This window comes from Lentzea sp. NPDC060358, assembly GCF_042725365.1.
Taxonomy (GTDB): domain Bacteria; phylum Actinomycetota; class Actinomycetes; order Mycobacteriales; family Pseudonocardiaceae; genus Lentzea.
On record NZ_JBHXCW010000139.1, the window covers coordinates 1 to 20,803 of the forward strand.

General features: G+C 69.7%; 18 protein-coding genes. 12 read left to right on the forward strand and 6 right to left on the reverse strand.

Going from position 1 to position 20,803, the window contains the following annotated elements; genetic code table 11:
• Positions 1-389: hypothetical protein (locus tag ACFWGZ_RS26040; RefSeq protein ID WP_382454193.1), on the forward strand; the 389-nt coding region annotated here is incomplete at its 5' end.
• A gap of 2 nt (positions 390-391) precedes the next feature.
• Here the strand turns inward: ACFWGZ_RS26040 and ACFWGZ_RS26045 are convergent.
• Both ACFWGZ_RS26045 and ACFWGZ_RS26050 read right to left on the reverse strand, forming a co-directional pair.
• Positions 392-718, reverse strand: coding sequence for a hypothetical protein (locus ACFWGZ_RS26045; protein ID WP_382454194.1), 327 nt, complete (start codon positions 716-718; stop codon positions 392-394).
• Between the two features lie 69 nt (positions 719-787).
• Positions 788-1,708: a MerR family transcriptional regulator gene (locus tag ACFWGZ_RS26050; RefSeq protein WP_382454195.1), complete on the reverse strand. Its 921-nt coding sequence runs from the start codon at positions 1,706-1,708 to the stop codon at positions 788-790.
• A 239-nt stretch (positions 1,709-1,947) separates the two neighbouring features.
• Between ACFWGZ_RS26050 and ACFWGZ_RS26055 the strand changes: the two genes are divergently transcribed.
• Positions 1,948-2,535 carry a hypothetical protein gene (locus ACFWGZ_RS26055; protein WP_382454196.1) on the forward strand — a complete coding sequence of 196 codons (588 nt, stop codon included), beginning with the start codon at positions 1,948-1,950 and terminating at the stop codon, positions 2,533-2,535.
• Positions 2,536-2,594: 59 nt separating this feature from the next.
• Here ACFWGZ_RS26055 and ACFWGZ_RS26060 read toward each other — a convergent pair whose 3' ends face one another.
• From ACFWGZ_RS26060 to pdhA, 3 genes are read right to left on the reverse strand one after another with little or no spacing between them, the layout of a single operon-like run.
• The gene (locus ACFWGZ_RS26060) at positions 2,595-3,989 is read right to left on the reverse strand and encodes a dihydrolipoamide acetyltransferase family protein (protein WP_382454197.1); all 1,395 of its coding nucleotides are present in this window, start codon (positions 3,987-3,989) and stop codon (positions 2,595-2,597) included.
• Between the two features lie 14 nt (positions 3,990-4,003).
• The gene (locus tag ACFWGZ_RS26065) at positions 4,004-5,026 is read right to left on the reverse strand and encodes an alpha-ketoacid dehydrogenase subunit beta (RefSeq protein ID WP_382454198.1); all 1,023 of its coding nucleotides are present in this window, start codon (positions 5,024-5,026) and stop codon (positions 4,004-4,006) included.
• Complete coding sequence (gene pdhA, locus ACFWGZ_RS26070; protein WP_382454199.1) at positions 5,026-6,222, reverse strand: pyruvate dehydrogenase (acetyl-transferring) E1 component subunit alpha; 1,197 nt, start codon at positions 6,220-6,222, stop codon at positions 5,026-5,028. Before pdhA ends, ACFWGZ_RS26065 begins: the two co-directional genes overlap by 1 nt.
• 355 nt (positions 6,223-6,577) lie before the next feature.
• On the opposite strand from pdhA, the gene ACFWGZ_RS26075 reads away from it, so the two are divergent.
• The 7 genes from ACFWGZ_RS26075 to ACFWGZ_RS26105 all read left to right on the forward strand — a co-directional run bounded on the left by ACFWGZ_RS26075 (position 6,578) and on the right by ACFWGZ_RS26105 (position 16,461).
• Positions 6,578-7,996, forward strand: coding sequence for a M20/M25/M40 family metallo-hydrolase (locus ACFWGZ_RS26075; RefSeq protein WP_382454200.1), 1,419 nt, complete (start codon positions 6,578-6,580; stop codon positions 7,994-7,996).
• A gap of 78 nt (positions 7,997-8,074) precedes the next feature.
• Positions 8,075-10,729 carry a glucosidase gene (locus ACFWGZ_RS26080; RefSeq protein ID WP_382454201.1) on the forward strand — a complete coding sequence of 885 codons (2,655 nt, stop codon included), beginning with the start codon at positions 8,075-8,077 and terminating at the stop codon, positions 10,727-10,729.
• Between the two features lie 241 nt (positions 10,730-10,970).
• Positions 10,971-11,783, forward strand: coding sequence for a basic amino acid ABC transporter substrate-binding protein (locus ACFWGZ_RS26085; RefSeq protein ID WP_382454202.1), 813 nt, complete (start codon positions 10,971-10,973; stop codon positions 11,781-11,783).
• Between the two features lie 76 nt (positions 11,784-11,859).
• The gene (locus ACFWGZ_RS26090; protein WP_382454203.1) at positions 11,860-12,660 is read left to right on the forward strand and encodes an amino acid ABC transporter permease; all 801 of its coding nucleotides are present in this window, start codon (positions 11,860-11,862) and stop codon (positions 12,658-12,660) included.
• A complete protein-coding gene (locus ACFWGZ_RS26095; protein WP_382454204.1) occupies positions 12,657-13,424 on the forward strand; it encodes an amino acid ABC transporter ATP-binding protein in 768 nt (255 codons plus the stop codon). Before ACFWGZ_RS26090 ends, ACFWGZ_RS26095 begins: the two co-directional genes overlap by 4 nt.
• A gap of 4 nt (positions 13,425-13,428) precedes the next feature.
• On the forward strand, positions 13,429-15,537 hold the full coding sequence (locus ACFWGZ_RS26100) for a hypothetical protein (protein WP_382454205.1): 2,109 nt from the start codon (positions 13,429-13,431) through the stop codon (positions 15,535-15,537).
• 21 nt (positions 15,538-15,558) lie between these two features.
• Positions 15,559-16,461: an ROK family protein gene (locus ACFWGZ_RS26105; RefSeq protein ID WP_382454206.1), complete on the forward strand. Its 903-nt coding sequence runs from the start codon at positions 15,559-15,561 to the stop codon at positions 16,459-16,461.
• 742 nt (positions 16,462-17,203) lie between these two features.
• Here ACFWGZ_RS26105 and ACFWGZ_RS26110 read toward each other — a convergent pair.
• On the reverse strand, positions 17,204-17,983 hold the full coding sequence (locus ACFWGZ_RS26110; protein WP_382454207.1) for a LamB/YcsF family protein: 780 nt from the start codon (positions 17,981-17,983) through the stop codon (positions 17,204-17,206).
• 96 nt (positions 17,984-18,079) lie between these two features.
• Between ACFWGZ_RS26110 and ACFWGZ_RS26115 the strand changes: the two genes are divergently transcribed.
• The 3 genes from ACFWGZ_RS26115 (at position 18,080) to mctP (ending at position 20,775) form a co-directional block, all read left to right on the forward strand.
• A complete protein-coding gene (locus ACFWGZ_RS26115) occupies positions 18,080-18,766 on the forward strand; it encodes a GntR family transcriptional regulator (RefSeq protein ID WP_382454208.1) in 687 nt (228 codons plus the stop codon).
• A gap of 105 nt (positions 18,767-18,871) precedes the next feature.
• Entirely contained in the window at positions 18,872-19,138 is a 267-nt protein-coding gene (locus tag ACFWGZ_RS26120; protein ID WP_382454209.1) for a DUF3311 domain-containing protein, read from the forward strand.
• Positions 19,138-20,775, forward strand: a complete 1,638-nt coding sequence (gene mctP, locus ACFWGZ_RS26125; RefSeq protein WP_382454210.1) for a monocarboxylate uptake permease MctP — start codon at positions 19,138-19,140, stop codon at positions 20,773-20,775. Before ACFWGZ_RS26120 ends, mctP begins: the two co-directional genes overlap by 1 nt.
• Positions 20,776-20,803 lie beyond the last annotated feature (28 nt).

Here is a 20,803-nt window from a genome sequence, read left to right on the forward strand (position 1 = left end):
GCATGAAACCGTCGCGGCCGGAGTGGGCCTCGCTTCTCGTCATCCTCGTCGACGCCATCGTCATCGTTTCCGGTTTCGTGACAGGCAGTCCGCTGTTGCCGCGGGCGGCGAACATCGTGCTCGTGGTGGTCTCCGTCGCCCTCATGCTGGTGGTGCGGATCATGGTCAGGGGCGGGTTCAGCTTCCGCGGGTTCGTCCAGCCGGTGTGGCTGGGCGCGGTGGCGGCGGTCTCGTTCTTCGGCGGCGCCCTGCTCTTCGCCATCCCGCTGCTGAACGCGCAGATGCAGGACGACCCCGTCGTGAACCAGCGCGGGTGGGTCGGGCTCGCCCTCGCGCTCGCGGGCGGCAGCCTCGCCTTCGCCGCCATTCGGCGGGGCGACGAGGAGTAGCGCTAGAGCGGCAGGGTCAGGACCGCGCCCACCCGCGTGAGCTCGCGGCGGTGCACGGCCAGCAGCACGGTGTCCGCCGGGCGGCGGAAGTGCAGCACCACGAAGTTCGGGTGCGGTGGGTCGTGGTCGACGACCTGTTCGACGCGGCCCTCCGCGTCGCTGAAGACGATGCGCTCGTCCCAGATGATCCTGGTGGGGCCGAAGAAGAGCTCTCCCTCGTGCCACTCGCCGTCGAGGAACACGTCGCCGTCGCCGCGCGTGTGGTCCTCGCCGGACGGTCCGAAGGCCTCGCCGAAGACGCTCCCCAGGATTTCGAACAGTGCGGACATGACGATCCCCCTTCGTTGCCACGGGAACGAGCTGGGCGCCCAGCTGGTTCCCGTTGCGGTGGCGGAGGATCAGCCGAACGGCTGGCCGGCTTCGCGCAGCCACGCGCGTTCGCGCGAGTGGTCCGGCACGGCGGGCCAGCCGTTGACATTCGCGATCAGCACCCAGTAGCGCTCGGCGCGCGGGTCGGCGAAGTCGGAGAGCTCGCGCAGCTTCGCCACGAGGCTCTCGTCGTCCGGCAGGCCCAGCGCCCGCGCCCAGTTCGCGTTGACGCGGGCCACGACCTCGCGGGCCTCGGCGGACTCCGGCGCGATGCCGGCGTCGAGCGCCTCACGGGCCCGGGTGACCGCGAAGGTGAAGGCCTCCATCTGGTCCTCCGACCGCGGGCCCATGTCCTCGCCGTTGCGGCGCTGCTCCTCGTGCTGCTGGGACATCCGCTTGACCGCGGCGCGGAAGTCCGGGTCCTGCACGAGCTTCGCCAGCTCGACCCACGCCTCCAGCTGCTCGGTCGTCGGGTCGTCGGGCAGCTCGATGCGCACGGAACGCATGTGCTGCTCGAACTGCGGGTCCAGCTCGTAGGGCCCGAACACCTCCTCGAAGAAGTCGTCGAGGATGCGCTGGCGCTCCTCGTCCGACATGCGTGCCAACTCGTTCATCAGTTCCATCTCCCCTCCCTTGGCGACGGCGCGCAGGACGGCCCTTCTGAGCCGCAAAGTCCTCATCTGCGCGTCGATCGCTTCCGCGTGTGCACGCGCCACGTCGGTCACCGACACCTCGTGCGCCAGCACCCGGCCGGCCGTCGGCAGGTCCACGCCCAGGTCCCTGAGCGTGCGGACCAGCTTCAGCCTGGCCAGCGCGTCGGCGTCGTAGGTGCGGTAGCCGCCGGAGGTCCTGTCCGTGGGCGGGATGAGGCCCGAGTCGGAGTAGAACCTGATGGTCCGGACGGTGAGTCCGGTCATCCTGGCGAGCTCGCCGATCTGGTAGCGCGTCACGGGGACCACTGTGCAGTCTCCAGTTGCTGGAGGGTCAACCTCGTCAACCGATCAGGTGGCTGACCACGAGTTTCATCCGAACGACCTAGTGCGGGCCCGTACGACCTGTGGAAACGTCGATCGCGTCGGTATCGCCTGGGGGGCAATCATCGATTTCGGACCTTCGTCGAAGGTCTGTTCAGTGTGCGCCGACCCGTCTATTGGTTCTGGGGGAATCAATGCGTTCGATTTCGCATGCGATGAAGTTGTTCGTCGGCGGCGTGGGGCTCGCTGCCGCGCTGGTGACCACGATCTCCGCACCGGCGACTGCGGGGACGTCCGAGCCGGAGACCACCACCAGGGCGGCCGTGCAGACGGTCGGCGTCGCCGTGGACACCTTGCCCGAGGTGGGCAGGAGCGCGGTTCCGGTGGTCTGCTTCCGCGGTCACGTCGAGGACATCGGCTGGCAGGGCTGGGACTGCGACGACGACGGCAGCTGGGCCTTCGCCGGCACGATCAGCCAGTTCCGCAGGCTGGAGGCGCTCCAGGTCGTGGCCTACGGCACGGGCGGCGGGACCTGTGCGCAGGCGCACGTGCAGGACTACGGCTGGCGGCCTCAGGTGTGCGTGGCGGACGGCGTGGTCGCCCAGGTCGGCACGACCGGTGAGTTCCGCCGGATCGAGGCGATCGGGTTCGGGAGCAGCAGCCTGGGCTCGTGCGCGGAGGCCCACGTGCAGGACTACGCCTGGATGGGCTACAAGTGCACGGGCGCCGGTCAGGTGAACGTCGTCGGCACCACCGGTGAGTTCCGGCGGATGGAAGCCGTGACCGGCACGATCCTGCAATAGGCGAGAAACCGTGGGTGCTTTCCGCCGACCGAACGACGGAAAGCACCCACGACCTGTTCTCAGTACGTCATCGCGATGCCCGGCTCGGCCAGCAGCGCGCCGACGTCGGCCAGGAACTGCGAACCCTGCTGCCCGTCGACCACGCGGTGGTCGAACGACAGCGCGAGCTGGCAGATCTTGCGGATCTTGATCTCGCCGTCGACCACCCACGGCATGTCGCGGATCGCGCCCAGGGCGAGGATCGCGGACTCGCCGGGGTTCAGGATCGGCGTGCCGGTGTCGACGCCGAAGACGCCGACGTTGGTGATCGTGATGGTGCCGTTCATCATGTCGGCCGGGGCCGTCTTGCCGTCGCGGGCGACGGTGGCGAGCTCGTCCAGTGCGACCGCGAGTTCCTTGAGGGACATGCGGTCGGCGTCGCGGACCTTCGGGACCACCAGGCCGCGCGGCGTGGCGGCCGCGATGCCCAGGTGGACGTAGTCCTTGTAGACGATCTCGTTGGCCGCGCTGTCCCACGTCGCGTTGACGTCGGGCGTGCGGCGGGCGGCGAGGACGACCGCCTTGGCGCAGAACGCCAGCGGGGTCAGCTTCACGCCGCGGAACTCCGGCGCGTTCTTCAGGCGCGCGCGCAGTTCCATCATCGGGGTCACGTCGACCGTCAGGAACTCGGTCACGTGCGGCGCGGTGAAGGCGCTGTCCACCATGGCCTGCGCGGTCGCCTTGCGGACGCCCTTGATCGGCACCCGGCGTTCGCGGCCGCCGTTGTCCACGAAGGACAGTGCGGACGGCGCCGAGGTGACGGGTGCGGCCACGGCGCTCTCGACGTCCTCGCGGGTGATCACGCCGTCGGGGCCGGAGCCCGTGAGCGCGCGCAGGTCGACGCCGAGGTCCTTGGCGAGCTTGCGCACCGGCGGCTTCGCCAGCGGCACGTACCCGCCCGGCGCCGCGACCGGAGTCGCGACCGGTGCCGGGGGAGCGACGGGAGCCGGCGGGGCGACCGGAGCGGGCGGGGCCACGACGGCGGCCGCGGGGGCCGGTGCCGAGGCGTCCTTGCGCGCACGGCGCTTGGCCGCACCGGACTTCGGGCCGTAGCCGACGAGCGTCGCGATGCGCCCGCCCGGCATCTCCTCGCCGATCTTGCCGGACGAGGTGCCGTTCGCCTCCGCCGCAACGGGAGCGGCGGCGGGCGCGGGCGCGGCCGCGCCACCGGGGTCGGTGTCGATCGTGATGATCGGGACGCCGACCTCGACGGTCTGGCCGGGCTCGGCCAGCAGCTCCGTCACGACGCCCGCCCACGGGCAGGGCAGCTCGACGGCGGCCTTGGCCGTCTCGATCTCGACGATGATCTGGTTGACCGTGACGGTGTCGCCCGGCTTCACGTGCCAGGTGAGGATCTCGGCCTCGGTCAGCCCCTCCGCCGTGTCGGGCAGGGGGAATTGCTTGTACTGCGGCATTTCCGGTTGTCCCCTTACCAGGCGAGAGAGCGGTCGACGGCGTGCAGCACCCGGTCGAGGTCGGGGAGGAACTCCTCCTCGAGCTTCGACGGCGGGTACGGGGTGTCGAAACCGGTCACCCGCAGCACCGGTGCCTGCAGGGAGTAGAAGCACTCCTGCTGGACCTTGGCTGCAATCTCGCTGGCGATCGAGGACTCGGACGGCGCCTCGGACACGACGACCAGGCGGCCGGTGCGGCGCACCGACTCGAACACGGGCGCCAGGTCCAGCGGCGACAACGTGCGCAGGTCGATGACCTCCAGCGAGGTCCCGTCCTCGGCGGCCGCACCCGCGGCGTCCAGGGCGGTGCGCACCATCGGGCCGTACGCCACGAGCGTCGCGTCCGTGCCCTGGCGCAGCACGCGCGACTCGAAGAGCTTGCCGGGCGTGGCGGTCGTGTCGACCTCGCCCTTCTCGTAGTAGCGGCGCTTCGGCTCGAAGAACAGCACCGGGTCGTCGCAGTCGATGGCCTGCTGGATCATCCAGTAGGCGTCGGCCGGGTTCGAGCACGAGACGACCTTGAGGCCGGCGGTGTGCGCGAAGTACGACTCGGGCGACTCCGAGTGGTGCTCGACGGCACCGATGCCGCCGCCGAACGGCACGCGGATCACGATGGGCATCTTGATCTTGCCCTGCGTGCGGTAGTGCAGCTTCGCGACCTGCGACACGATCTGGTCGAAGCCGGGGAAGATGAAGCCGTCGAACTGGATCTCGCACACCGGGCGGTAGCCGCGGATCGCGAGGCCGACGGCGGTGCCGATGATGCCGGACTCCGCGAGCGGCGTGTCGAGCACGCGCTGCTCGCCGAAGTCCTTCTGCAGGCCGTCGGTGATGCGGAAGACGCCACCGAGCTTGCCGATGTCCTCGCCCATCATGATGACCTTGGGGTTGGCCTCCATGGCCGCCCGCAGGCCCAGGTTGAGCGCCTTCGAGATCGTGAGCGTCTGCGGGGACGCCGGGGCGGCGGCCGTGGAACGGTCCATCGTCGGTGCTGCCATCAGTGCTCGCCTCCCGCGAAACCCGAGACGTAGTCGAGGAACTCGTCGCGCTGCGCGTCGAGGGCGGGGCTGCCCTCCGCGTAGACGTTGCTGAAGATCCGTTCGGCGGGCGGGTCGGGCATGTTCGTGCAGAACTCCCGCAGCTCCTCGCCCAACTGGTCGGCCTCGGCCTCGATGCCCTCGAAGAACGCGCTGTCGGCCCACTGCTGGCGGACCAGGTAGACCTTCACGCGCTCGATCGGGTCCTTGAGCTTCCACATCTCCAGCTCGTCGGACAGCCGGTAGCGGCTCGGGTCGTCGGAGGTGGTGTGCGCGTCCATCCGGTAGGTGAACGCCTCGATCAGGATCGGGCCGTTGCCGTGGCGGCACTCGTCGAGCGCCCACTTCGTCACGGCGAGCGTCGCGAGGACGTCGTTGCCGTCGACGCGGATGCCGGGGAAGCCGTAGCCGCGGGCGCGCTGGTAGAGCGGCAGGCGCGACTGGCGTTCGGTGGGCTCGGAGATGGCCCACTGGTTGTTCTGGCAGAAGAAGACCAGCGGCGCGTCGTAGACCGCGGCCCACACGAAGCCCTCGTGCACGTCGCCCTGGCTGGTCGCGCCGTCGCCGAAGAAGCACATGGTGGCTTCTCCCTCGTCGTCGCCGACCTTGCCGTCGAACTTCTGGCCCATCGCGTACCCGGCCGCGTTGAGGACCTGGTTGCCGATGACGATCGTGTAGGGGTGGAAGCGCTTCTCGACCGGGTCCCACGTGCCCTGGTCGGTGCCGCGGAAGATGCCGAGGAGCTCGGTGGGGCTGATCCCGCGCGTCCACGCGATGCCGTGCTCGCGGTAGCTGGGAAAGGCCATGTCCGTCTGGCGCATCGCGCGGCCGGCACCGATCTGCGCGGCCTCCTGGCCGAGCAGCGGCACCCAGATGCCGAGCTGGCCCTTGCGCTGCAGCGCGTTGGCCTCGCGGTCGACCCGGCGGATCAGGACCATGTCGCGGTACAGACCGCGCAGCTCCTCCGCCGTGATGTCGATGTCGAAGTCCGGGTGCTGGACCCGTTCGCCTTCGGGAGTGAGGAGCTGCACCAGGTCGGCGCCACCCTCGTCTGTCGCTCGCAAGCCTGCGATCACCTGTTCCGCTGTCGGTTTTGCGGCAGTGGCGGCCGGCGCTGCGTCCGGCTCAGGGTGCGTCCATTGCTCAGGGGACGACATGCGCCTTCTCCTCTGTCTACTCCGACCGCCTGATCGCTCGTGACGACCTCGTGCGGCGACGTCGGCGGTCGCCGCCAACCCTGTGGGGCCGGAGGCAGCCGTCGACGGTGACGGTGGCTTACGACCACATCCTGACACGGCCTCACCCGAGTTGGTGAGACCCGTCCCACTTCGTAACACACGAGTCAACGTTCTGATCAGCGACAACTGTCGGAAGTTCGACCTTTTGTCCTCCGACGGTCCTCGTCCGACTACCGGACACCGCTGTCCCGGTTACCGATCGTTAACTCAGCTCGAGGCCTCGTACAAGAGGCTACGGACGCGGGCGGAGGCGGAGTCGTGACAGGATCGAGAGGTGGACCGCTCTGTTGTGACCAGCACCGTCAGGACGCTTTGGGACGAGGAGATCGTCCCGAGCCTGTCTCAGCTCGTCGCCGTGCCGGCGATCTCGCCCGCGTTCGACCCCGCCTGGGAAGAACACGGCGAGTTGGCCGCGGCGATCGCGCACGTGCAGGCCTGGATCGCCGCGCGGAACCTGCCGGGCGCCGAGCTCGAAGTCGTCCAACTGGCGGGACGCACGCCGCTGCTGGTGGTGGACGTGCCCGCGTCCGGCAACGCGGGCGACGACACGGTGTTGCTCTACGGACACCTCGACAAGCAGCCGCCGGTGGGCGGCTGGAGCGAGGGGCTGGGCCCGTGGACCCCGGTGCTGCGTGACGGACGTCTCTACGGACGCGGCGCGGCCGATGACGGTTACTCCGGATATGCCGCAATCGCCGCTATCGAGGCCGTGCGCGCGGCGGGCGGCTCGCACGCCCGGTGCGTCGTGCTGCTGGAGACCGGCGAGGAGTCCGGTTCGCCCGATCTGCCCGCTTACCTGGAGCACCTCTCCGACCGGCTCGGCCGCGTGTCGCTGGTGGTCTGCCTCGACTCCGGCGGCTCGGACTACGAGCGCATGTGGCTGACGACGTCGCTGCGCGGGCTGGTGCAGGTCACGGCCACCGTGCGGGTGCTGGAGGGCGGCATGCACTCCGGCATGGCGTCGGGCATCGTGCCGTCGTCGTTCCGGATCGCCCGGATCCTGCTCGACCGGGTCGAGAACTCCGAGACCGGCGAGGTCCTCGTGCCGGAGATGCACGTGGAGATCCCGGCGCACCGGCTGGCCGAGGTGCGCGAGGCCGTCGAGGCGGCACCGGGCGCGCTGTGGGACCCGGTCCCGCGCGTCGGCGACCTGAGGCCGATGTCCGACGACGAGGTCGAGCTGGCGCTCAACTCCGGCTGGCGGCCGACCCTGTCCGTGACCGGCGCCGAGGGCCTGCCCCTGCCGGACGACGCGGGCAACGTGCTGCGCCCGTTCACCACCCTCGTGCTCTCGTTCCGCCTGCCGCCGACGGCGTCGTCCGCCGCGGCGCTGGAGGCGGTCAAGGCCAAGCTGACCTCCGACGTGCCGTACGGCGCGACGGTCGAGCTCTCGCGCGTCGAGCACGCGGACGGCTGGAACGCGCCGGAGCTGGCGCCGTGGCTGTCGGCGACGCTCGACGACGCCGGCAAGGAGGTCTTCGGCTCGCCGTGGCGGACCGTGTCGCTGGGCGGCTCGATCCCGTTCATGGGCCTGCTGCACGACGCGTACCCGGACGCGCAGTTCCTGGTCACGGGCGCGGTCGGGCCGGACTCGAACCTCCACGTGCCGGACGAGTGGCTGCACCTGGCGCACGCGGCGCGCGTCACCGAGGGGGTGGCGCTGGTGCTCGACGCGCACTCCAGGCAGGCCTGACCCGTCCTCCAGCGAGGAAGAACTCACACAGGACCCGGACCCCACCAGCCGTCCGACCAGGTGTTCCACACTGGGCCGATGGTCGAACATGCGGAACGAGCGCGTCTCGCGGAGTCGGAGACCCCGACCTCGCCGTGGCGGCTGTGGGGGCCGTACCTGTCGGGCCGCCAGTGGGGCACGGTCCGCGAGGACTACTCGCCCGAGGGTGACGCGTGGGCGTCGTTCCCGTTCGACCACGCCCGTTCGCGCGCCTACCGCTGGGGCGAGGACGGCATCGCCGGCATCTGCGACGTCCACGGGTTCCTCAACTTCGGCCTCGCGCTGTGGAACGGCCGCGACCCGTTCCTCAAGGAGCGGTACTTCGGCCTCACCAACGACGAGGGCAACCACGGCGAGGACGTCAAGGAACACTGGTGGGTGACCGACGGGACGCCCACCCACTCCTGGATGCAGGTGGTCTACCGGTACCCGCAGCGCGAGTTCCCGTACGCGCGGCTGCGGGAGATGGCGCGCCACGCCGGCCGGGAGAACCGCGAGCCCGAACTGAGCGACACCGGGGTGCTCGACGACAACCGGTTCTTCGACGTCCAGGTCACCTACGCCAAGGCCGACACCGACGACATCTGCGTCGAGATCAGCGCGACCAACCACGGGCCGCAGGACGCGCCGCTGCACCTGCTGCCGCAGCTGTGGTTCCGCAACACCTGGGCGTGGGGCCGCGACCAGCGGCCGTGCCAGCTCGTCGCGAGCACCACGACCGGGCGCAAGGTGACAGCCGACCACGGCAACCTCGGCCGGTACACGCTGCACCTCGACGACTCGCCGTCGATGCTCATGACGGACAACGAGAGCAACGAGGTCGCTCTCTTCGGCGCCGAGCGGAACCCGTCGCCGTGGGCCAAGGACGGCGTCTGCGACTACGTCGTGCGCGGGTCGACGAGCTCGTGCCAGGTGGTCGGGCCGGACGACGCGGGCGCGGCCGGCACCAAGTTCGCCGCCTGGTACTCGTTCGACCCGGTGGAGCCGGGCGAGACGGTGACCGTCCGGCTGCGGCTCGTCGGCGGCGACGGGCACCTGGACCCGTTCGGCCCGAGCTTCGCCGAGACCATGGCCGCGCGGAAGGCCGAGGCCGACGAGTTCCACGACGACATCGCGCCCGACGTCGGGTCCGAGCAGAAGCACGTGCTGCGGCGCGCGCTCGCGGGTCTCATGTGGACCAAGCAGCACTACCGGTTCCGCACGCGCGACTGGCTCGACGGCGACCCGACCAAACCCGAGGCGCCCTCGTCGCGCCGGACGCCCGAGGCGCGCAACGTGCACTGGCGGCACCTCGACGTGGCCGACGTGATCTCCATGCCGGACGAGTGGGAGTACCCCTGGTTCGCGGCGTGGGACCTCGCGTTCCACACGATCCCGTTCGCGCTGGTCGACCCGGCGTTCGCGAAGGAGCAGCTGCTGCTGTTCTGCCGCGAGTGGATGATGCACCCCAACGGCCAGATCCCCGCCTACGAGTGGGAGTTCGGCGACGTCAACCCGCCGGTGCACGCGTGGGCGGCGTTGCAGGTCTACCGCGCGGACGGCAGCAGGGACCGCGGGTTCCTCGCCAAGATCTTCCACAAGCTGCTGCTCAACTTCTCCTGGTGGGTCAACCGCAAGGACGCCGGTGGCAGCTACCTGTTCGAGGGCGGGTTCCTCGGCATGGACAACATCGGGCCGATCAACCGGTCGGAGCCGATGCTCGGCGAGTGGCGGCTGGAGCAGTCCGACGCCACGTCGTGGATGGCCGCGTACAGCCTGCACCTCATGCAGATCGCGCTGGAGCTCGCGCGCGACGACGAGTCCTACGAGGACGTCGCGACCAAGTTCGTCGAGCACTTCCTGTCGATCGCGCAGGCCTTCACGCACTTCGGGTCGCACGGCGGCGGCATCTGGCACGACGAGGACGGCTTCTGCTACGACCGAGTCTCGCGGCGGCGCCCGGACGGCGGCGTCGAGTCCGAGCCGGTGCGCGTGCGGTCGATGGTCGGGCTGATCCCGCTGCTGGCCTCGGCAGTCCTGGAGCCGTGGGTGCTGGAGGAGCTGCACGGGTTCACCAGCCGACTGGAGCACCTGCTCAAGCGGCGGCCGGAGCTGCGGCAGTTCATCACGTTCCACTACGAGCGCGGGGCGTTCGTGTCGCTGCTGGACGACGTCAAGCTCCAGCGGGTGCTGCACCGGATGCTCGACGAGCAGGAGTTCCTGTCACCGCACGGGATCCGCTCGCTCAGCGCGGCCCACCGCGAGGGGCTCGAGGTCAAGGTCGCGGGCCAGGACCACCGCATGGGCTACGAGCCGGGCGAGTCGCACACGCCGATGTTCGGCGGCAACTCGAACTGGCGCGGCCCGATCTGGCTGCCGACCAACGCGCTGCTGGTCGAGGCGCTGCGCACGGTCTGCGCGTTCCACGACGGCGCGTTCCGGGTCGAGCTGCCGACGCGGTCCGGGCGCTGGGTCACCGCAGGACAGGTGGCGGACGAGCTGAGCGACCGGCTGGTCGGCCTCTTCCTGCCGGACCACGACGGGCGCAGGCCGTCGGACGGCAAGCGGATCGAGGCGTCCGAGTCACCTCTTTGGCGCAAGCACGTCACGTTCAGCGAGTACTTCGACGGCGACACGGGTGAGGGCCTGGGGGCCACGCACCAGACCGGATGGACGGCCCTCGTCGCCGGGCTGCTGACCGGACGCACGCGCTGAGCAGCACTGTCGTGATCAAATCCTGATCAAGGACACGCTCGCGGATGGTTATCATTCGTGTGCAATACGTGCAGACGTTGTGTGACCTAGGCCAAATTGCACAAGAATCTGCGCCCGCAAGTCCGATTTGACGCAAAATCATTGCAAGGCAGTGGCCTGTAACACGCACGTGCTGTCGCACGCGTCACCCGAGTGGCAGGATCCCGTTCACTCGTCCGCGACAGTTACGAGGAGTGACGCAGTGGCTCGTCGAACCAGGCAGTTGATGGCCGTGGTCCCCGCACTGGGACTGGCCGTGATGGCAGCGTCGGGCTGCGCGACTCCCACCAACCAGCCCGCCGGCAACTCCGGTGTCTCGCTGGTGCAGAGCGGCAAGCTCGTCACCTGCACGCACCTCTCCTACAAGCCCTTCCAGTTCAGCGAGGGCGACAAGACGGTCGGCTTCGACGTCGACCTGGTCGACCTGGTCGCGAAGGACCTCGGGGTCACGCAGCAGATCTTCGACACCCCGTTCGAGACGATCACCTCGGGCACGTCGTTCAGCGCGAACCAGTGCGACCTGGCCGCCGCCGGCATGACGATCACCGACGAGCGCAAGCAGGCGATCGACTTCTCCGACCCGTACTTCGACGCCTCGCAGGCGCTGCTGGTCAAGAAGGGCTCGAACCTCAAGGCCCTCGCCGACCTCAAGGGCAAGAAGCTCGGCGTCCAGCAGGACACCACGGGTGAGAAGTACGCGAACGACAACGCCGCCGCCAGCGGCTACACCGTCGTCCAGTTCGAGGACCTCCCCCTGTCGGAGACCGCCGTGCGCACCGGCGCGGTCGACGCGGTGATCAACGACAACGGCGTGCTCTACGACTACGCCAAGGAGTTCCCGGACACCGAGGTCACCACCGAGTTCGACACCGGTGAGAAGTACGGCATCGGCATCAAGAAGGGCAACACCGCCCTGTTGACCAAGGTCAACGAGGTGCTGAAGAAGGCCAAGGAGAACGGCGAGTACGACAAGATCTACGAGAAGTGGTTCGGCAAGAAGCCGACTTCGAAGTAGTCGCTTCTCCTGGGGCCGGTGCGGCAGAAAGCGCCGGCCCCGCCGCTTGTCCGAACCCCTTTCGCTAGGAGCCGCAATGGCTTTGTCCAAGCGCAAGCGCGCGGAGTACTTCCGCTACGCGCAGTACGGCCTGCTGGTCGTCATCGCCCTGCTCGTCGCCTTCCTGGCCGACTGGGGCCAGATCAAGGCCGCGTTCTTCAACGTGGACATCGCCAGTTCGATGTTCCCCAACGTCATCACGGTGGCGTTGAAGAACACCATCATCTACACCGCGCTCGGTTTCGGGTTCGGACTCGCGCTGGGCCTCGTGCTCGCGCTGATGAAGCTCTCCTCGGTCGCGCCCTACCGGTGGATCGCGACCGTCTACATCGAGTTCTTCCGCGGTGTCCCGGCGCTGCTGGTGTTCATCGGCATCTACTACGGCGTGCCGATCGCGTTCCAGATGCAGTTCCCGCCGCTGACCACGGTCATGCTGGCGCTCGGTGGCGTCGGTGCCGCGTACATGGCGGAGACGATCCGCGCCGGCATCCAGGCGGTGCCGAAGGGCCAGGTCGAGGCCGCGCGCTCGCTCGGCATGTCGCAGGGCCGCGCGATGGTCACGATCGTGATCCCGCAGGCGTTCCGGATCATCCTGCCGCCGCTGACGAACGAGCTGATCCTGCTGACCAAGGACTCCTCGCTCATCTACATCCTGGGCCTGTTCCGCGAGCAGTACGAGCTGACCAAGTTCGGCCGTGAGACGCTGAGCCGCAGCCCGTCGCTGACGCCGATCCTCATCGCCGGTCTGTGCTACCTGATCATCACGCTGCCGCTCGGCTACCTGTCGCGGTACCTGGAACGTCGCGGTACGGGCGGCAGGAAGAAGGTGTCCGCATGAGCGACGTGTCCGTCGAGATCACCGGGCTGAAGAAGTCGTTCGGCTCGCTGGAAGTCCTCAAGAACATCGACCTGACGGTCAACCGCGGCGACGTGGTCTGCATCATCGGGCCGTCGGGTTCCGGCAAGTCGACGCTGCTGCGCTGCGTGAACCTGCTGGAGGAGCCGAGCGGCGGCAAGATCGTCGTCAACGGCACCGAGCTGACCGACCCGGACGTCGACATCGACGCCGCGCGGACCAAGATCGGCATGGTCTTCCAAGGCTTCAACCTGTTCTCGCACCTCAACGTGCTGGCGAACCTCACGGTCGCGCAGCGCAAGGTGCTCAAGCGCTCCGAGGACGAGGCGCGCAAGGTCGCGCTGCACAACCTGGAGCGCGTCGGGCTGAGCGAGAAGGCGCACTCGATGCCCGCGCAGCTCTCCGGCGGCCAGCAGCAGCGCGTGGCGATCGCCCGCGCGCTGTCGATGGACCCCGACGTGATGCTGTTCGACGAGCCGACGTCCGCGCTCGACCCGGAACTCGTCGGCGACGTGCTGGGCGTCATGCGCCAGCTCGCCGACGAGGGCATGACGATGCTGGTCGTGACCCACGAGATGCAGTTCGCCCGCGAGGTCGCCGACAAGGTGATCTTCATGGACGGCGGCTACATCGTCGAGGAGGGTCCCGCGGCCGACGTGATCGGCAACCCGCAGGAGCCGCGCACCCAGGAGTTCCTGGCCCGAGTCCTCGACCCGACGCACCACGGCCCGAGCGACCCGGTCTAGCCGCGTGGCGAGGGGGAGGGTCTCCGCGGCGGACGTGCTGCGGGGGCTGTTGGGGGAGAACGAGAACGCCGGTGGTGGCGGGTGGCGGTTGCCTCGGCGCAGGCCGAGCACCCCGCCCGTCATCCGCGTGGTGGACAGGGTGGTCACCGACGTCCTCGACCTGCGCGCGGTCGAGGTGCCGTACGTGCTGGAGTTCGAGCGCTGCCAGTTCGAGGCGGCGCCGGACCTGCGGCAGGCGAACCTCGCCGGCATCTCGTTCACCGACTGCGACCTGCCCGGCCTCGAGGCCCGCAACCTCAGCAGCAGCAACGACGTCTCGTTGCTCGGCTGCCGCGTCGCGGGCCTGACCGACCTCACCGACGCGGAGATCGCGGGCTCGGTCCTGTTGCGGGACAGCAGTTTCAGCGTGCCGGGCGGCCTGTGCGTGCACGGCGACCGGTTGACGGTCGCGGGCGCGCTGCTCGGGTTCGGCCTGCACACCGAGGGCGAGATGCGGCTCGCGGGCGCGCGCATCGGCGGCAACGTCAACCTCGGCACCGCCGTGCTGGAGAACCCCGACGGCTTCACGTTGAACGGCAACGGGATGCAGGTCGGCGGCAACTTCATCGGCGCGTTCACCTCCCACGGCGTGGTGTTCCTCGCGAACGCCAAGATCAGCTCGGCGCTGTCGTTGCGCGGCTCGACGCTCTCGCGCGGCTCGGAGTTCGAGCACACCACCGACCCGCACGCCGACCCGTCCGCGACGCTGGTCCTCGACCGCTCGGACGTCTCCGGCGACCTGGAGCTCGACCGCGGTTTCTCCAGCGCCGGCACGGTCCGCGCGGTGAACGCGCGCATCGGCGGCACGTTGTCGCTGGCGGACGCCGTCCTGGACGCCGTCTCGCCGCCGTCCGTCGGCACCGACCCGACCGGGTCCGGCCGCGCGCTGCACGTCGACGGCGCGGAGATCGGCGGCGACGTGGTCGGCCGGCACGTGCGGATCAAGGGCCAGCTGCGCATGGTCGACACCCACGTGCGCGGCAGCATCACGATCGAACGGGCCACTGTGGACAACCCGGCCGCGGACGCCGTGCTGGCCAACCGCTCGCAGATCGGCAGCAACTTCGTGGTGCGCGAGTCGGACGTCGCGGGTGGTCTGGAGCTGCGCGGCATCACCGTCGGCGCGAACCTCGACCTGCGCGGCAGCCGCCTGATCAGGCCCGGCAAGTACCGCCACCAGCCGCGCGAGAAGCCGTCGCTCGACATCGGCGGCGCCACGATCGGCCGCGACCTCATCTGCGCGCGCGGCGACAAGGAGTTCGTGGCGCACGGCGGGGTGCGGTGCCGCCGCGCGACGATCGGCCGGATGGCGAACTTCAACGGCGCGGTGCTCGGCTACAAGCTCGACAGCCACGCGTTGAACGCCATGGGCATGCAGGTGCAGGAGCTGATGCTCAACGTCGTGTCGCCGCCCAAGGGCCTCGTGACGCTGCGGCAGGCGCGCTGCACGTCGTTGGACGACAACGAGAACTTCTGGAACGCCACGGGTTTCATCGACCTCGACGACTTCCGCTACGACTCGCTCGCGTACCCGATCGACCTGCGCGACGACGCCCAGGTGGCCCAGCGCCTGCGCTGGCTGCGCGCGGCGATGCGGCGCAGCTACCACCCGCGCCCGTACGACCAGTTCGCCGAGATGCTGACCGCCGCCGGCAACGAGGAGCACGCCTCGACCGTGCTGATCGAGAAGCAGCGCCTGCGCTACAAGGCGGTCGCCGAGGGCATGCGGTTCTTCGGGCCGCTGGTGCTGGTCTGGAGCTTCCTGCAGCGGTCGATGGTCGGCTACGGCTACCGCCCGGCGCGCGCCCTCGGGTGGCTGATCGCGGCGTGGGTCGTGGGCAGCCTGTGGTTCCAGTTCAAGGGGCCGCTGATCGAGATCAACGACGACGACCACCTGCCGTGGAACGCGTGGCTCTACACGATCGACCTGGTCGTCCCGATCGTCGACTTCGGCAACAAGAACCGCTGGCAGACACCCGGCGCGTCGCAGTGGATCGCGTCGGGGCTGATCGTGACGGGCTGGGTGCTCGCGACGACCGTGGCCGCCGGCCTGACCCGGATGCTGAAGCGTTAGCGGCGGTTACCATGCCTCTTCGTGACTGATCTGGTGCTGGCACTGGACTTCGGCGGCACCAAGATCGCCGCCGCCCTGGTGGACGCGGACGGCGCCGTGGTGCGCTCCGCACGCGTCCCGACGCCCGCGGCGGACGTCTGGGACGCGGTCGTGTCCCTGGTCTCGTCGGTGGTCGGAGGTTCCGAGGTCTCGGGCGTGGGCATCGGCTCGGCGGGCCCGCTGGACGCGGTCGCCGGCACCGTCTCCCCGATCAACGTGCCGTCGTGGCAGGCCTTCCCGCTGCGGTCGTCGGTGGCCTCGCTGTTCCCCGGCGTGCGGGTGGAGCTCGCGGGCGACGGCGTGTGCATGGCGCTGGGCGAGCACTGGCGCGGCGCCGGACGCGGGTGCGCGCACATGGTCGGCCTGGTCGTGTCCACCGGTGTGGGCGGCGGGCTGGTGCTGAACGGGCGGTCGTTCGGCGGTCGCACCGGCAACGCCGGGCACATCGGCCACGTCGTGGTGGAGCCGGACGGGCTGCCGTGCACGTGCGGTGGCCGCGGGTGCGTGGAAACCGTTGCCTCCGGACCGCGGATGGTGGCCTGGGCGCGGCGGGCCGGGTGGCGGGCGCCCGACGGTGCCGACGCCGCCCTGCTGGCCGCCGCCGCGCTGGCCGGTGAGGAGGTTCCGCTGGCGGCCTTCGAGCGGGCCGGCGCCGCTGTCGGGATGGCGATCGCCGGGGCCGCTGCCGTGTGCGACCTGGAGCTGGCGGTCGTCGGGGGTGGGGTGGCGCAGGCCGGAGAACTGTTGTTCGAGCCTGTTCGGCGGGCTTTGAAGGCTCATGCCGGGTTGTCCTACCTGGCCGGGCTCGAGGTTCGGGCTGCTGAGCTGGGTGGGGAGGCCGGGTTGGTGGGGGCTGCCGCTTTGGTTCGGTCCGAGTTGGTTTGACGGGGTTGAAGCTGGGGTTGCACGGGCGGGGTTGGGCTCGCTGGGGGCGGCGGGTGCGTTGGTGGCGCCGGGCTCGCTGGGCTGCCTGGGCCGGCGGGACTGGTGAGCTGGTGCGTCTGCCTGAGCTGGCAGGTCTGCTGGCCTGGCGCGTCTGCCTGGGCCGGTCGGTCCGCAAGGCGGGCGCGCCTGGCTGGGCCGGTCGGTCCGCAAGGCGGGCGCGCCTGGCTGGGCCGGCAGGTCTCTGCTGGGCTGGCACGTCTCCTGGGCTGGCGCGTCCGCTGGACGCGTTGGGGCGTGCTCGCGCAAGGGTCCCCTTGGGTTCGGAGTCCCCCGCGGCCCAACCTACCGACGAGGTCTGACACTTTCGGGCGTGCCGTGGATGGCACCGCTCAGCCCTGACCAGTGCGAGGGCCGGGATGCGGCTCTTGGCCGTGGCCAACGGGCGGGCCAGGATGCCGACGCCCAGCCCTGACCAGCCGGGCGGGGTGTCAGCGCCGAGGTCTGGCCGGTGAGTAGGCAAGCGGGCTGGCCGTGGTCGGCAGGCGGCCTGGCTGTGGTCGGCGGGCGGGCGGGCCGTGGCCGGCGGGTAGGCAGGCTGGCCGGCAGGCGGACGGGCCGTGGTCGCCGGGCGGGCTGCCCGCCCGGCGGGCGTGCTTGCGCAAGGGTCCCCTTGGATTTGGCGTCCCCCGCGGCCCAACCTACTGACGAGGTCTGACACTTTCCGGCGGCCGCGCTGCGGGGGTCAGACCGCCTGGCGGGTGTGGCGCAGCGGTGACTCCACCCTGCCCACCGGGACGCCTGCCGACTCCAGGGCCGTGCGGACCGTGCGGGCTATCTCCACGGCGTTGGGGGTGTCGCCGTGCACGCAGATCGAGTCCGCCTGGATGCGGACCGGGCGGCCCGAGACGCTGCGGACCCAGCCCTCGGTGGCCAGTTGGACGCAGCGGGACGCTATCTCCGCCGGGTCTCGCAGGACCGCGCCCGGTTCTCCCCTGGGGACCAGGGTGCCTGCCGTTGTGTAGGCGCGGTCGGCGAAGGCCTCGTGCCAGATGCGCAGGCCCGCCACCGAGGCTCGTTTCAGCCAGACCGCGCCCGGTGGGCCCAGGACTGCCAGGGTCGGGTCGAAGAGGCGGACCGCGTCGACCACGGCGTCTGCCTGGGACTCGTGGCGGACCAGCGCGTTGTAGAGGGCGCCGTGCGGTTTCACGTACGAGACCCTGGTGCCGGCTGTCCTGGCGAAGGTGGACAAGCTGCCCAGTTGGGCCAGCACCTCGTTGGTGAGGGTGTCCGGGGCCACGTCGACGAAGCGGCGGCCGAAGCCTGCCAGGTCGTGGTAGCCGACGTGGGCGCCGATGGCCACGCCCGCTTCTGCCGCTGCCGCGCAGGTTTCGCGCATCGTGTCCGCGTCGCCCGCGTGGTAGCCGCACGCGACGTTCGCGCTGGTCGCGACCTTGAGCAGCGCTTTGTCGTCGCCCAGCGTCCAGTGGCCGAAGCCCTCGCCGAGATCCGCGTTCAGGTCCATGGCCACCCCTCCATCGGCTGCGCTTTGTTGGATCGTGGGATTGTTGAACGATTCTACGATAGTGCAATGGAACGATCCTGCAAATAGACTGGATCGGTGAGTGAGACGTGGGTGTCGACGCTGGCCCAGGGCAAGGCCGACCTGGAGCGGGCGAGCACCGCGCAGAAGGTCGCCGACATGCTGCGGGAGCGGGTGCTCGACGGTGAGCTCGAACCCGGCCTGCGGCTCAGCGAGGAAGCGATCGGCGGCGCCCTCGGGGTCAGTCGCAACACGCTCCGCGAGGCGTTCCGGCTCCTCACCCGCGACCGCATCCTGGTGCACGAGCACAGCCGCGGCGTCTTCGTGCGCCGGCCCACCGGCGAGGACGTGCGCGACCTCTACGCCGCGCGCAGCGTGATCGAGTGCGGGGCGTTGCGGCTGTGGAACGACGTCAGCGACGCCCAGCGCGAGGCCGTGCGGGCACCGGTGCGCCAGGCCGTGGCCCGCGCCGAGAAGGGCGACTTCTCGAAGACCGGCAGCGCGAACATCCAGTTCCACCGCGGCATCGTCGGCCTCGCCGGCAGCACGCGGCTCAGCGACGAGTGCGACCGCCTCTTCGCCGAGCTCATGCTCGCCTTTCGGGTCGCGCACGAGGTGGAGGCCTTCCACCAGACGTACCTGCCGTGGAATCGAAGGATTGTGGAATTGTTGAACAACGGGACGGTGGACCAGGCCGCCGCCCAGCTCGACGAGTACTTCCACGCCGCCGAACGGGATCTTGTGGGCCGTCTGCAGGCCGAATAGTCCAAAGGGAACGTTAAGCCGAGTGCAACGATTCCGATCACGAGGCTGACGGCACGTGTGATCAGGCCTAACATCCGCGCAACACCGCGTACACGGAGGGCCACCATGCCGTCGGATCACAAGACCGGCTTGCGCTGGAGCAACTGGAACCTGCTGCTGGTAGGTCCGCTGCTCATGCTCATCACGCCGTGGTTCAACATGGACGAGCCCCGGATCTTCGGGCTCCCGTTCTTCTACTGGTACCAGTTCCTGTTCGTGCCGCTCGGCGTCCTGTGCGTCGGCCTGGTCTACGTCAAGACCAAGGACGAGCCCGTGGTCACCGGCAAGCCCGACAAGCTCGGCGTGGACGACCTGGACGAGGGAGCTAACTGATGCAGTGGACAGAGCTGATCGTTTTCAGCGCCCTCTTCCTGCTCGTCACGGTCATGGGCTTCGTGGCGGCGCGGTGGCAGAAGGGCGAGACCCTCGACCACCTCGACGAGTGGGGCCTGGGCGGTAGGAAGTTCGGCAGCTGGATCACGTGGTTCCTGGTCGGTGGCGACCTCTACACCGCGTACACGTTCGTCGCGGTGCCGGCGCTCATGTTCGGCGCGGGCGCCCTCGGGTTCTACGCCCTGCCGTACACGGTGATCCTCTACCCGATCGTCTTCCTGCCGTTGGTGCGCATGTGGTCGGTCAGCCGCGTGCACGGCTACGTGACGCCCGCCGACTTCGTGAAGGGCCGCTACGGCTCGCACTGGCTCGCGCTGATCATCGCGATCACCGGCATCGTCGCGACCATGCCGTACATCGCGCTGCAGCTCGTCGGCCTCGAGGCGGTGCTGCGGAGCATGGGCCTCAACGGCTCCGGCATCCTCGGCCACCTGCCGCTGTTCATCGCGTTCCTGATCCTCGCGCTCTACACCTACCAGTCGGGTCTGCGGGCGCCGGCGCTGATCGCGTTCGTCAAGGACATCCTGATCTACCTGGTCATCCTCGTCGCGATCATCTACCTGCCCGCGAAGTTCGGCGGCTGGGGCGAGATCTTCAACGACGCGCAGGCCAAGTTCGACGCCACGCCCAACAAGGCCGACGGCATCCTGCTGACCGGCTCCAACCAGCTGCAGTACGCGACGCTGGCACTGGGCAGCGCGCTCGCGCTGTTCCTCTACCCGCACTCGCTGACCGGCATCCTCGCGAGCCGCGGCCGCAACGTCATCAAGCGCAACATGGTCGCGCTGCCGGCGTACTCGCTGCTGCTGGGCCTGCTGGCGCTGCTGGGCCTCGTCGCGATCAGCGCGGGCACCAAGCCGATCGTCAACCAGGCGACCGGCCGTCCCGACACCAACACGATCGTGCCCGAGCTCTTCGGCGCGAACTTCCCGTCGTGGTTCGCGGGCATCGCGTTCGCGGCCATCGGCATCGGCGCGCTGGTGCCGGCGGCGATCATGTCGATCGCGGCGGCGAACCTGTGGACGCGCAACATCTACAAGGAGTACATGAAGAAGAACGCCACCCCGGCGGAGGAGGCCAAGCAGGCCAAGCTCGCCAGCCTCGTCGTGAAGTTCGGCGCGGTGGCGTTCATCGTGTTCGTCGACCCGCAGTTCTCGATCGACCTGCAGCTCATCGGCGGCGTCATGATCCTGCAGACGCTGCCCGCGGTCGCGATCGCGCTCTACACGCGCTGGTTCCACGTCTACGGGCTGGTCGCCGGCTGGGTCGCCGGCATGGGCTACGGCATGTGGCTGCTCTACAACATCGGCAACCCGGCCGTCGGCAAGTCGCACTTCGCCGGGTCCGCGCTGCCGCTGGGCAACATCTCGCTCTTCGGCTGGCACCCGTTCGGCGCCTCGACGACGCAGATCTACGTCGGCATCGTCGCGCTGCTGGTCAACCTGCTGGTGGCGGTGGTCGTCACGCTCATCGCCAGGAAGGCCAAGTCGCCCAACGGCGTCGACCACACGGATCCGTCCGACTACCACGTCGACGAGGACAACCCGCGGGTGAAGCCCGTGGCCTCCGCCCACTGAGACGCGAACGGTCAACACAATGGGCCAC

Coding starts and splice junctions, on each gene's coding strand:
- ACFWGZ_RS26120 (WP_382454209.1), top strand. CDS start 18,872: ATGCCGTCGGATCACAAGACCGGCTTGCGCTGGAGCAACTGGAACCTG.
- ACFWGZ_RS26095 (WP_382454204.1), top strand. CDS start 12,657: ATGAGCGACGTGTCCGTCGAGATCACCGGGCTGAAGAAGTCGTTCGGC.
- ACFWGZ_RS26055 (WP_382454196.1), top strand. CDS start 1,948: ATGAAGTTGTTCGTCGGCGGCGTGGGGCTCGCTGCCGCGCTGGTGACC.
- ACFWGZ_RS26080 (WP_382454201.1), top strand. CDS start 8,075: ATGGTCGAACATGCGGAACGAGCGCGTCTCGCGGAGTCGGAGACCCCG.
- ACFWGZ_RS26090 (WP_382454203.1), top strand. CDS start 11,860: ATGGCTTTGTCCAAGCGCAAGCGCGCGGAGTACTTCCGCTACGCGCAG.
- mctP (WP_382454210.1), top strand. CDS start 19,138: ATGCAGTGGACAGAGCTGATCGTTTTCAGCGCCCTCTTCCTGCTCGTC.
- ACFWGZ_RS26045 (WP_382454194.1), bottom strand. CDS start 718: ATGTCCGCACTGTTCGAAATCCTGGGGAGCGTCTTCGGCGAGGCCTTC.
- ACFWGZ_RS26065 (WP_382454198.1), bottom strand. CDS start 5,026: ATGGCAGCACCGACGATGGACCGTTCCACGGCCGCCGCCCCGGCGTCC.
- ACFWGZ_RS26110 (WP_382454207.1), bottom strand. CDS start 17,983: ATGGACCTGAACGCGGATCTCGGCGAGGGCTTCGGCCACTGGACGCTG.
- ACFWGZ_RS26060 (WP_382454197.1), bottom strand. CDS start 3,989: ATGCCGCAGTACAAGCAATTCCCCCTGCCCGACACGGCGGAGGGGCTG.
- pdhA (WP_382454199.1), bottom strand. CDS start 6,222: ATGTCGTCCCCTGAGCAATGGACGCACCCTGAGCCGGACGCAGCGCCG.